The organism is Mycobacterium scrofulaceum (assembly GCF_002086735.1).
GTDB lineage: Bacteria > Actinomycetota > Actinomycetes > Mycobacteriales > Mycobacteriaceae > Mycobacterium > Mycobacterium scrofulaceum.
On the sequence record NZ_MVIJ01000003.1, the window covers coordinates 78,610 to 90,575 of the forward strand.

Genomic DNA, 11,966 nt, shown 5'->3' on the forward strand with positions numbered 1-11,966 from the left:
AGTGCGCGGCAAGGGTTATGTCGTCGTCGGCGGGACGGCCGGCATGGGACTGGCGGCAGCACGGGCGCTGGCTCGCGAGGGTGCGTCGGTCGTCGTGGTCGGGCGCGATCCACAGCGGGGAAAGAACGCCGCGGAAGAAGTCGCCGCAGCGGGTGCTGCCTCGGCGCATGACCTGGTCTTCGACGTGAGTCAGCCCGGAGCTGCGGTGGCCGCGGTCGACGAGGCTGTGCGGCTTCTCGGCAGGCTCGACGGCATCGCGGTCACTATGGGCACCGCCGGAATGATGCCGATCGACTCCGACGACGACGCCTGGGACACCGCGTTTCACGACGTCTTGCTGGCCACCGTCCGCAGCGTGCAGGCGGCACTGCCGCACCTCGCGGTCAACGGAGGCGCGATCGTGACCACCGCCGCGTACTCGGCGCGCTCGCCGCACGAGCCCCGGCTGCCCTACGCCAGCCTCAAGGCGGCCGTTGCCACCTTCACCCGCGGCATCGCGCGCACCCATGGCAAATCGGGCATCCGGGCGAACAGCGTAGCCCCCGGCGCCGTGGAAACCGATGCGCTGCATGCCATCCGGGGATACGTCGCTGAAAGCAAGGGCTATCCCTACGACGAGGCCCTCGAGCGGGCACTGGTGGAGGATTTCGGGTTCGACGCCGCGCTCGGGCGCCCCGGACAGCCCGATGAGATCGGCGCGTTGATCGCCTTCCTGCTATCGGACATCTGCGCGTTCGTTACCGGCCAGACCATCTACGCCGATGGCGGTGCGCCGTAATCTCTTCGGGGCTCAGGCCGTCGGCAGCGGTCCGGCCAGTCCGCGGGGCGAAGTCGCGTAGAGCCAGCTGACGGCCTGTCCGATCTCGGAAAAGGTCAGCGAAGCACCATCTTTAGCGTGGTAAGCGCCGGGCGCTTCGGTGAAGCCCTCGATGCGGGTGAGCTTGTCGCCGTTGATGCGCAGGATCTGTCCGGTGAGCCACGACGACTGCGCCGATTGCAGCCAGGCCACCACAGCGGAGCTGCGGGCGGGATCCAGCGCGGGATCGTCAGCCCGGGCGCCGAAGACATCGGCGGTCATTCGCGACATCGCCAGTGGCGAGATCGCATTGACCGCAACACCGTAACGCTGTGCCTCCATCGCGGTGACGAGCGTCAGGTTGGCGATCGCGGCCTTGGCCGCGCCGTAAGCGCTCTGCCCGACATTGCCCCACAAGCCCGCGCCGGACACCGTATTGACGATGTGCGCGTCAATCGGGTTGCCTGCCTTGAACTGAGCACGCCAGTACTCGCAGGCATGTCGGGTGACGGCGAAGGTGCCTTTCAGATGTACGGCGATGACGGCGTCCCAATCGGCCTCGCGGGAGGCGGCCACCATGGAATCCCGCAGGATGCCCGCGTTGTTCACCACTCCGGTCAGGCAACCGAAAGTGTCGATGGCGGTGGAGATCATGTCGGCGACGTCGTCCCACGCCGACACCGAACCCGTGTGCGCGACGGCCTTGCCGCCGGACGCCTCGATCTCGGCGACGACGTCCGCCGCGGGACCTTCCTCGTCACTGCTAGAACCGTCCCGGCCGACGCCTGGATCGTTGACAACGACGGCCGCGCCCTGCTTGGCCAACTCGAGGCAGTGGCCGCGGCCGATACCCCGTCCACCTCCGGTGACCAGGACGACCTTACCGGTCAGCGGACCTTCAGGCATTGCGCGTTATCTCCTTCATTCCGTGAATAATTCGGCTATCAGTGTGCGGCGCTGGGGCCAGTCTGCCGCGCGCAAGTCGACGTACCCGGCCTCGGTGACGATCAGGTCGACGTCGTGGGCGGGGGTGGAAGTGGGCCTGCTGAGCTGCTCGACCAGGGGTGAGCGCCCGTTCACCCGCGTCGGAACGGCGATGATCGACAGTCCGCCGCTACTCACTCGGGCGGCGGCGCAATAGTCGGGATGTCCGCCGATACCACCAACCACCTTGTCGCGCACGCCTTCGACATTGACCTGCCCGTATTGGTCGATCTCGATGGCGGTGTTCACCGCGACCAGCGGTGCACCACGCGACAGCCGGGTGAGGTCGTGGGTGTAGTCGAGTCCGCGCAGGATCCGGCGCCCGTCGGCCCAGTCGTAGAGCGCGTCGCTGCCCAGCAGATACGTCGCCGACGGAGTGCCCGCCAAGAGGCCGCGCCGGTCCAAGTCGACGACGGCGTCGGTGAGTAGCCCGGTGTCGATATACAACGGCACCTGTGCCCGTCGCAGCAGTGCGGTGCCGAGCTGGCCGGGCCCGTACTGGATCCGGGCGCCCTCTGGCAGCAACCGCAATACCGCATCGGCGAGCGCCTCGTGGATCGGCTCGGGCTCGCGCTGCGGTACTCGTAGTGGGCCGCCCCGCACAGTGCCAAGTACCTCGAGGCCCGGCGGGCCGAGTCCAGGCTCGGCAGCCGCTGCGGGCGCCGAGGTGTCGATGATCGCGAGAGTCCTTGTCCCGCTGTCGGTTACCGCGCGCTGCCAGGACACCTCGGTGCTGAAGTGCAGCAAGCCATCCCGGCGGACCAGCCGGGTGAGCAGCACGTCGGGCCGCAGCACATCGGCCAGCAGGGCGGGAATCGCCGCCAGCCGCGTCGGCAGGAACCGCGCCTTCGGGCTGCGCAGCACCTCACGCACACCCCACCCGGGCATCAACGCAACCACCTCACCGAACGCGTCTGCGTCGAGGCCGTCGATCGGGGCGGGCAGCCAGCCCAGTACCAGCCGCACCGAGCCGACCTCCCTGGCCGCGGCGCTCAGCGCCGCGCCGACCGAGCCGCCGTCGTCAAGGCAGCCCAGCGCGCCAACTCCGTCGCCGAGGACAACCGTCATTCCGGGGCGCAGCGCAGCGCGCAACGCGGCGGTGAAGTCGACCCTGGTCAAAGGGTTCAAACCCGCTGTCATCGCGGTTCTTTGGGAAGTCCGAGCACTCGCTCGCCGAGGATGTTGCGCTGAATCTCGCTGGTTCCGCCCAGGATAGTCTGCGCTCGACCGATCAGCATGTGGTGCACCAGGCCGTCCTCCTCGGGGTCGGTGCACGCGTCGGTACCGAGCACCTCGGTGGCCATGTCACCCAGGTCCTGATCGGTTTCCGAGGTCATCAGCTTGAGCACCGAGAAGGCCGGCGACGTCAGGTCACCCGAGTCGATGGCGCGCTGCCAGGTGAACCGCAGCAGCCACATCCTGGCCCACAATCGGGTCATCGACCTGGACAGCACCGGGTCGAGCAGGTCGTGGTCCCGGGCCGCATCGACCATGCGCTCGTGCAACCGGAACATCGATACGGCCTGCGAACCCAACGTCAGGCGCTCACGGCCCAGCGTCACCATCGCCACTGTCCAGCCCTGACCGACTTCACCGATCAGGGCATCTTCGTCGAGCTCGGCGCCGTCGAAGAAGACTTCGTTGAATTTGCTCTCACCGTCCATCTGGGTCAGTGGGCGCACCGTCACCCCCGGGATATCCATGGGCACAACGAACATCGACAAGTCACGGTGCTTGTCCGGGCCGGTGCGGGCGAGCAGCAGCCCGAAGCGGGCCGAGGCGGCCGCCGAACTCCACACCTTCTGACCATCGATCCGCCAGCCGGTCGTGGTGCGCTCGGCACGGGTACGCACACCGGCGAGGTCTGACCCGGCGCCAGGCTCGGAGAAGAGCTGACACCAGACATCGTCGCCCAGCCTGATCGGCTCCAGGTAGCGATCCTTCTGTTCCTGGCTGCCGAACTTGATCAGCACCGGTCCGACCAGGTCAGCGCCGGTGATGTTGAGCTGACGGGGCACTTCGGCTCGCGCGCACTCCTCGGCGAAGACGGCCTGGTACGTCACTGTTGCTGCGGCACCGCCGAACTCGCGCGGCCAGTGCAGACACGCGTAGCCGTGGTCGGCCAGATAGCGGTGCCAGACCCGGCCGGCTTCGACGTCATCCGCGGTGGGAGTGGGCCCGTAGTTCCGGAGGCCGGCCGGCCTGGGTGCAATGTCCAGGAAAGAGCGGATCTCCGCGCGTAGGGCGTCGACATCGTTGAGCTCTTTCGTCACTTCTGGCGAAGCCGGCGGCTGAGTCGACGGGTCCAGCGTCGATAGCCGGTCCCAGTGCTGGCCCGGGGCGCCGAGGAGCACCTCGTCCGTGCGGGCGCGCCGGAAGTACAGGTGTGCGGAATCCTCCCAGGTAAAGCCGATGCCGCCGTGAATCTGGACGTTTGCCTTAGTCGCGTTGCGCAGCGCCTCTGAGCAGACCGCCTTGGCCATGCTCGCCCGCCAGCCCGCTTCGCCGGCGGCCGCGGAGTCCGGATCGTCGAGAGCTTCCAGGGCCGCCTGTGAGGCCGAGCGCGCCCACTCGAGTTCGACCAGCATGTCGGCGCACTTGTGCTTGATGGCCTGAAAGCTGCCGATCTGCCGTCCGAACTGCTCACGCGTGCGGGCATAGTCGGTGGCGATCTCGAGCACCCGCTCGCAGGCGCCGACCTGTTCCGCCGAGAGCACCGCCAGCGCAATGTCGACGTTGCGGTCGACGACGTCGCCAAGGGGTGCGTCGCCGGACAGCCGCAGCGCCGGCGCCGAGCTCAGCGTGATGGTGGCCATCGGCCTGGTGTGGTCGAGCACGCGTTCGGCCTCCGCGACGACGCTGTCAATAGTCGGGTCGAGCAGGAACACCGCCGGCTCGCCATCTTCGTCGATGGCGACCACGACGAGGTCGTCGGCAACGGAGCCGCCCAGCACGTGGCGTACCGTGCCGTCGATGTTCCAATCACCCCCGGCGCGAGCGGCGCGCAGGGTCACCGCGGACCGTCGCCACAACCCGCCGTCGCCCGTAAGGGCTGCGGCGGCGGTTCGGCGACCTTCGATGAGCCCGGTGAGTCGCTTGTCCGCATCCGGGTCGCGCTCGGTCAGGTCGAGCAGCAGGCCGGTGGCCAGCACCGTGGAACTGACGAACGGCACCGGGGCCAGCGCGCGGCCGAGTTCGTGGGCGACCACACCCAGCGCGGACACTCCGTAACCTGCGCCGCCCAGGTGTTCGGGCAGCGCGATGCCGGCCACCCCCACCTGATTGCACAGCACGTCCCACAGCACCGTGTCGAAGCCGGAATGCCCGTCTCCGCCGCCGCGGTTGCCCTCGGCGTATGCGACGGCGCGCACTCGGTCCTCGGATGCCAGTCGCTCACAGGCGGAGCGCACCGATTGCGCGAGTTCCTGACGCTCGTCAGCGGACAACGCCGTCATCGGGTTCCTCCTGCGATCTGCCGGGCCAGCTCGGACTTGGCGACCTTGCCGAGCCCTGTCAGCGGGAACTCGTCGACGAGGACGAGCCGCTCGGGCCACTTCTGCTTCATCAGCCCGCGTTGGTCGAGGAACGTGCAGAGTTCATCGAGGGTGACGTCGCGATGGCGTGGCGAACGGCGCACGACCGCGCATACCAACTCGCCGCGCAGTTCGTCGGGCTGGCCGAGCACGGCGATCTCGTCAACCAGGGGGTGGGCCAGCAGTTCGTTCTCGATCTCGTCAGGGGCAACGTTCTCGCCCTTGCGAATGATCAAATCCTTGGTGCGGCCGGTGACCACGATGCGCCCGTCCGGGCGAAGGTGGCCCCGGTCGCCGCTGCGGAACCACCCGTCGGCGGTGAGCGCATCGGCCCACTGGTCGTGCTGCAGGTATCCCGCTGTCAGGTTGGCGCCGCGCAACTCGATCTCGCCGTTCGCCCCGATCCGCACCTGCGATCCAGGGATAGGCCGGCCGGCGCTGTTGGCCAGTTGCTCGTCGGTGTCGGTGGCCTCGCTGACGCAGATCATCGGCGCCTCGGTCATCCCGTAGGCATGCACGACGGGTACGCGTAGGTGTTCACGCACCTGCTTGTGCACCTCGGGCGGACACGGGGCACCCCCGCCGATCAGCATCCGCAGCGACGGCACCAGCAATTCGGTTGTCGGCGCGGCCATCTGGGCGGCCAGCAGCATCTGGTAGAACGCGGTGCTCGCTCCGGTCACCGTCACCTGATGTTCGGCGAGCACCCGGGGCAGGTCGGCTGCGGAAACTTTGGGGATGAGCACCACGGGAAAGTCGCCGAACAGAGCGGTGGCGAGGTAGACCATGCCGCCGATGTGTGCGATGGGAAAGGCGATCGTGCCGACTTCCCGCGGATGGCTGCCCACGCCGAGATGCGCGACATAACCGCGGGCGGCGCTGAGCAAGGTGGCGTCGGAGTGGCGGACGGCTTTCGGGCGGCCGGTGGTGCCCGACGTGAAGTACACCCAGCGCGGCTCCGCTGCGGAGGGGAGCGCTTCGTACTCGGCGCTTGTAGCCGGTGACGTCTGGAGTCGGCGGACAAGGTCGGCAGGCACCGTGATTGTCGGTAGCCCTGGTGCGGCATTGGCGGCCGTCGACTCATCAACCAGCAGGATGTCAGCGCGCGCGACGTCGACCGCCGCGCACACCTCGCGGCACCGATAGAGGTGTAACACCGGGGCCTGCACAACGGGCATGCGGGCCAGCGCCAGCATCACCACCGCCGCGTTGACGTGTGAGGGTAGCTGCCAGGCGACCGTCATGCCGGGACGTACACCGGCATCTGTCAGCCATCCCGCGGCAGCCGAAGCCAGTCCGGCGACCTGCGACACGGTGAGTGTCTCGCCGTCGACGTCGCGTAGCAGCGGACGATCCGGCCGGCCGGCGGCACACTCGTCCAGCAGCCCGGCGATGGTGCCAGCCGTCACCGCGTTCTCCCGTCCCGGCCGGCCGTCAGCCCACCCGCGGCCCGGGCGTGAAACTGACCGGCAGTTCGCGCACGGCGTACACCTCGCCCGCGTCCTCGAACAGTTTCGCCTCACCGGCCAACTCGAAGTCGGGTAGCCGCTTGAGCACCTGGGTGATCATCACGTCGAACATCAGCTTGGCATAGTGCGAGCCAAGGCAGCGGTGCATGCCCACACCGAAAGCCATGTGCTTCTTGGCATTTGGGCGATCGAGGTCGAGTTCGTCGGGGTTCTCGAACATTGCGGGGTCACGGTTCGCCGCAGCCCACATCAGGATCGCCCGGTCGCCCTGGCACAGGTGTTGGCCGTGAAAGTCGGCGTCGCGCGAGACGGTGCGCGCCAGGCCGAGCGTCGGCGTGTACAGGCGCAGCAGCTCATCGGTGGACTTCTTCACCAGGCTCGGATCGGCGGTGAACTTGGCGCGCAGCTCGGCGTCCTTGCACAGCCGCAACAGCACATTGGCGGTGAAGCCACTGGTGGTGTCCATACCACCGAGCATCATCAGCACGGTGTACATGGTGATCTGGCCATCGTCGAGCGGTTCGCCGTTCAGCGTCCCGCGCAGGATGTCGCTGAACAGGTCATCACCGAGTCCCTCGGCCCGACGCTGCTCCATGTGCTTGACGATCTCGCCGAACATCTCCATCCCCGCGATTCCGGCCTTCTCCGGGTCATGGGCACGGTCGTGCACGGTGGTGTGCACCCAGCCGACCCAGTCCATGAACCGCGACTCGTCGAAGTTCAACAGCCGCAAGATCAACCGCGCCGGCAGCGGCGTCGTAAGCTCACCGACCAGGTCACACTCACCGCGCTCGATGAAGGCGTCGATCGCCTCATTGGTCATCTCGATGGCTGACTCACGAAACCGTTCCGCCGAACCCGGCGAGAACCGCTTGAGCGTGACCTCGCGCAACTCCTGGGTCTCGGGAGGATCCGACTCGATCGGCAGGATCGGCAAGGGCAGCTCACTAGCGGGCACACCGACCGAGGGGAAAGAGTTGAACAGGTCGTCGTCGCGGGCCGCTTCGAAAACCGATGCGTAGTCGACCAGCGCCCAGAAGCCTTCGTAGTGCTCGGAATGTGCTACTGGACAGCCTGATTCGCGCATCTCACGGAACCGGCCGTAGGGGTCATCGCGAAACTCGGGCGAGTGGTGGTCGAGGTCGACCTCGGCGCGCGGGCGCGATTCCGCCTGGGTGTCGGTCATCGGCAGTACTCCCTTCGGGATGGCGGCTACTTGGACAAGATGGCGACGGCTGCGGTTCCGGGTGCCCCGTACAGCTGGGCCAGCCCGACCTGCGGATCGTTCGGCACCTGACGGTCACCCGCGATGCCACGCAACTGCTGGACCAGCTCGTAGACCTGACGTAGGCCGGACGCGCCGACCGGTTCGCCGTTCGCCAGCAGGCCGCCGTCGGTGTTGATAGGCAGCCGTCCGCCGATCTTGGTGGCGCCGTCAGCGAGCAGCGCCTCCTGTTCGCCGTCCTTGCACAGCCCCGTCTCGGCCATGTGGATGATCTCGGAACCCGAGTCGGTGTCCTGCAATTGCGCGACGTCGACGTCCTCGGGACCTATCCCGGCCAATTCGTAGGCGGCGCGGGCGGCCTCGGCGGTGGTGCCTGGCACGATCGGCAGCTCGATCGAGGTACGCAGCAGTTCGTAGGCGCCTTCGCGGCGGCTGCGCAGCGCGGTGGAGCGCAGGTAGATCGGAGAGTCGGTGTACTGCTTGGCTTTATCGGCCCGGCACACCACGACGGCGGCGGCGCCTTCGTTCGGGTTGCAGTACATGTATTGACGCAGCGGTGCGTTCACGACCGGAGAGCTCAGGATCGCGTCGACGCTCATCGGCTTGCGGCGCCATGCATGCGGCGCCAGCGCTCCGTTGTCGAAGTTCTTGGCGGCAACGCGGGCCAGGGTCTCCTCGGTGATGCCGTGATCGTGCATGTAGCGCATGATCTTGGTGCCGAAGTAATGCGTGGTCAGGAACATGCCCTGATCGCCGTACCACTGCGGCAACCCCGATACCGACGGGTCGGCACCGAAGGCGCCGCGCGGATGCTTGTCCAGCCCGACGCCGACCGCAATGTCGGCTTCGCCGAGTTGAACGTCTCGGGCGGCCAGGGTCAACAGCGAGTTTCCGGTCGCGCAGCCGCTCAACGTGGCCCGCGCCGGGAGGCCAGTCATCCCTGCCAACCCCGTCACCGCCTCGGGATTGGCCACCTCGAGGCTGCCCGCATACAGGCTGCCCACGTCGGACCACGCCACCCCGGCATCGCGCAGTGCCCTGCTGATCGCCACGGCGCCCATCTCCAGTGCCGACCGGTCCTCGTACCGCCCGAACGGGTGAAGGCCGACACCGATGATGGCGATCTCGGGCCTGCTGCTCATTGTGTTCCCTTCAGCATGCGTCACTGTCGAACCCGCCGTCGACGGGAGCGCGCGTTGACTCAGATACCACTAAGCCTATAACTATATATCTGATTAGTCGGTGCGGGTCTAGAATCGGGTCGCTACGCACTAACGGCGTTAGGGCATCAACTCGCAGGTGAGGGCTGAGGGGCGTTGAGTATTTCGTTGCTGCTGGAGATGGCGGCGTCGGGTGATCCCGGCCGGGTTGCCGTGGTGGACGGCGACATTCGATTGACCACTGCCGACCTCGGCGAGCTCGCCGACGGCGGTGCAGGTGTTATCGCCGCATCCGGGGCATCCCATGTCGCTTACGTCGGCACCGGCGGAGCACTACTCCCGCTGCTGCTGTTCTCTTCGGCGCGCGCGAACACGGCGTTCACGCCACTGAATTATCGGCTGAGTCCAGAGGGGCTGCGCGAACTCATCGATCGGCTGGCCTCGCCGTTGGTCGTGGTCGACGCCGAGTACCGCGATATCGTGGCCGGTTTCGGCCAGCCGGTGATGACGTCCGACGAGTTCATCGAGACCGCGCGATCCACCGAGCCCGTCTCGGTCTTCGCCGACCCCGACGACGTGGCGGTCGTGTTGTTCACCTCGGGTACCACGTCGCGGCCCAAAGCCGTTGAGCTGACTCACAACAACCTGACCAGTTATGTCACCGGCACTGTCGAATTCGGTTCCGCCGATCCCGCCGATGCGGCGCTGGTGTGCGTCCCGCCATATCACATCGCGGGGGTCGGGGCCGCATTGTCAAACCTGTATGCCGGACGGGCGATCGTGTACCTGCGCCGGTTCGATCCGCACGAATGGGTTCGACTGGTCCGCGACGAGCGGGTCACCACCGCAACGGTGGTGCCGACCATGCTGTCCCGCATCGTGGCGGTCCTCGAGCAGCAGTCTGCCGAGCTTCCGACGCTGCGCAACTTCGCGTACGGCGGATCGAAGGTGGCGCGACCCCTGGTCCGAAGGGCGCTCGACCTGCTACCGCAGGTCGGCTTCGTCAACGCCTACGGGCTGACCGAGACCAGTTCGACCATTGCGGTGCTCACACCCGAGGACCATCGCCTGGCCCACGAGGCGCGAGACGACGCCGTCGCCCGTCGACTGACTTCGGTCGGTCGACCGGTCCCCGGCATCGAGGTGCAGATTCGCGCGGAGGACGGCACCGTGCTAGGGCCGGGCGAGACGGGTGAGCTGTTCGTTCGCGGCCCTCAGGTCTCGGGCCGTTACACCGAGATCGGTTCGGTGCTCGATGCGCAGGGCTGGTTCGCGACCAGGGACGTCGCGATGCTGGATGAGGATGGCTACCTGTTCATCGGGGGGCGGTCCGACGACACCATCATCCGCGGCGGCGAGAATATCGCCCCGTCGGAGGTCGAGGACGTGCTCATTGAGCACCCCGATGTCCGCGAGGTTGTCGTCGTCGGGCTGGATGACGCCGAGTGGGGGCAGGCCATCGTAGCGGTGATCGTGCCCGAGTCAGGCACCGCGCCGGCACCTGAGCAGTTGCGCGAGTTCGCCCGCAGCAAGCTGCGCGGGTCCCGCACGCCGGACCGCATCGTGTTCCGGGATGAGCTGCCGACCACGCCGACCGGCAAGGTGCTGCGCCGGGAGATCCTCGAAGACCTCAAGCCGGCGGCAGCCGAGCACTGAATCCGTCTCCCAGACAACAACAAGGAGTCCGACATGATCAAGAACGGCACGCGCATGCAGAGCCAGGTGTGTGACACCCAGGTGATCGTCGTCAAAGCCGCTGAGAGCCTGGACGATCTGCGTTGCGGGGGCCGGCCCATGCTGCCGCTGGACGCCGAGCGGCCTGCCGACGCCGCGCCCGACCCAGCCTTCGCCGACGGCAGCACGATGGGCAAGCGGTACGTCGACGACGGCGACGCCGAGGTGCTGGTCACCAAGGCCGGCGCCGGTTCACTCAGCGTCGGGACGACGCCGCTGGTGCTCAAGGAAGCCAAGCCGCTGCCGGCGAGCGACTGATAGTCAATGACACATCTAGGCCGCGGCGCGTACGCCGCTGGGCCGTTACCTCCGTCGAACGTCCCGTGGATGGTGGAGGTTGGCGGGTGGATCGCCTTCGGCCTGGTGGCCGTGTTCCTGCTCTACCGCTGGCGCAAGAATGGCCGGCCCGACACGGCTGCGCTGCTGTTCATCGGGTGCTTCACCATGTGGTGGCAGGAGTTCTACGCCGACTGGGGTGCTTACCTGTACTACAACCCGGATCTGGCGCTGCTGCCCTGGGGAAAGACCCCTTACACCACCCCCAACAAACCGGTGTACGTGGTGGCCGGCTACGGCTGGTTCTTTGCCGGCGGATTCGCAGCCGTGTTGAACCTGTTCCGATGGTTCCGGCGTCGCTATCCCTCAGCGAACTACCTTGCCGCCCTGGCGATCACCGTGTTCGTTCCGTTCATCCTCTGGAACTTCGTGACGGCGGACGGAGTTTCCTACGTGACGAACTGGTTCCAGTACCTGGAATCGATCGGACCGACCATCCACACCCACAAGGGTGGTCTGCAGCTGATCTATCAAGGTGTCCCGCTGGCCATCTTCGCCGTCGCAGTGGTCGCCAGCCTCGACCGGCGCGACGTCGCCGGGCGCACGTGGTTCGAGCGGATGCTGGGCGTGCGACCCGTCATCACCAGCTGGGCGCAGCGCGCACGCCAGGTCGTCGCCTGGATCGTCGGGATGAACGTCCTGTACGCGGTGTTCCTGACCCTCCCGCTAGTGATCGCGCGCATCCTGTTCTTCCCAGACAATCCCTGGGTGCCCAACCCGTGACGTCCG

Annotated in this window: 10 protein-coding genes and 1 pseudogene; 4 read left to right on the forward strand and 7 right to left on the reverse strand. The window is 67.3% G+C overall.

Going from position 1 to position 11,966, the window contains the following annotated elements; translation table 11 throughout:
- Position 1: 1 nt before the first annotated feature.
- Entirely contained in the window at positions 2-778 is a 777-nt protein-coding gene (locus BST44_RS03570; RefSeq protein ID WP_083175170.1) for an SDR family NAD(P)-dependent oxidoreductase, read from the forward strand.
- A 12-nt stretch (positions 779-790) separates the two neighbouring features.
- Here the strand turns inward: BST44_RS03570 and BST44_RS03575 are convergent, their stop codons facing one another.
- From BST44_RS03575 to BST44_RS03600, 7 genes and pseudogenes are all read right to left on the reverse strand, one after another.
- Positions 791-1,702 carry an SDR family NAD(P)-dependent oxidoreductase gene (locus tag BST44_RS03575; RefSeq protein ID WP_047322077.1) on the reverse strand — a complete coding sequence of 304 codons (912 nt, stop codon included), beginning with the start codon at positions 1,700-1,702 and terminating at the stop codon, positions 791-793.
- 15 nt (positions 1,703-1,717) lie between these two features.
- A complete protein-coding gene (locus BST44_RS03580) occupies positions 1,718-2,920 on the reverse strand; it encodes an acetyl-CoA hydrolase/transferase C-terminal domain-containing protein (protein WP_083175171.1) in 1,203 nt (400 codons plus the stop codon).
- Complete coding sequence (locus BST44_RS31435) at positions 2,917-4,053, reverse strand: acyl-CoA dehydrogenase family protein (RefSeq protein WP_341865310.1); 1,137 nt, start codon at positions 4,051-4,053, stop codon at positions 2,917-2,919. Before BST44_RS31435 ends, BST44_RS03580 begins: the two co-directional genes overlap by 4 nt.
- Positions 4,054-4,131: 78 nt before the next feature.
- Positions 4,132-5,235, reverse strand: a pseudogene (locus tag BST44_RS31440) (acyl-CoA dehydrogenase family protein); the annotation flags it as partial.
- Positions 5,232-6,722, reverse strand: coding sequence for a class I adenylate-forming enzyme family protein (locus BST44_RS03590; RefSeq protein ID WP_083175175.1), 1,491 nt, complete (start codon positions 6,720-6,722; stop codon positions 5,232-5,234). The gene BST44_RS03590 and the pseudogene BST44_RS31440, both read right to left, overlap by 4 nt.
- Before the next feature lie 25 nt (positions 6,723-6,747).
- Positions 6,748-7,968 carry a cytochrome P450 gene (locus BST44_RS03595; RefSeq protein WP_009953770.1) on the reverse strand — a complete coding sequence of 407 codons (1,221 nt, stop codon included), beginning with the start codon at positions 7,966-7,968 and terminating at the stop codon, positions 6,748-6,750.
- Positions 7,969-7,994: 26 nt separating this feature from the next.
- Positions 7,995-9,149, reverse strand: coding sequence for a thiolase family protein (locus BST44_RS03600; RefSeq protein WP_009953771.1), 1,155 nt, complete (start codon positions 9,147-9,149; stop codon positions 7,995-7,997).
- A gap of 174 nt (positions 9,150-9,323) precedes the next feature.
- Here BST44_RS03600 and BST44_RS03605 point away from each other — a divergent pair, with 174 nt between their 5' ends.
- From BST44_RS03605 to BST44_RS03615, 3 genes are all read left to right on the forward strand, one after another.
- Positions 9,324-10,823 carry a class I adenylate-forming enzyme family protein gene (locus BST44_RS03605; protein ID WP_083175176.1) on the forward strand — a complete coding sequence of 500 codons (1,500 nt, stop codon included), beginning with the start codon at positions 9,324-9,326 and terminating at the stop codon, positions 10,821-10,823.
- A gap of 33 nt (positions 10,824-10,856) precedes the next feature.
- Entirely contained in the window at positions 10,857-11,159 is a 303-nt protein-coding gene (locus tag BST44_RS03610) for a hypothetical protein (protein WP_009953773.1), read from the forward strand.
- 69 nt (positions 11,160-11,228) lie between these two features.
- Positions 11,229-11,960 (forward strand): spirocyclase AveC family protein, encoded by a 732-nt coding sequence (locus tag BST44_RS03615; protein WP_083175178.1) that lies wholly within the window; start codon positions 11,229-11,231, stop codon positions 11,958-11,960.
- Positions 11,961-11,966 lie beyond the last annotated feature (6 nt).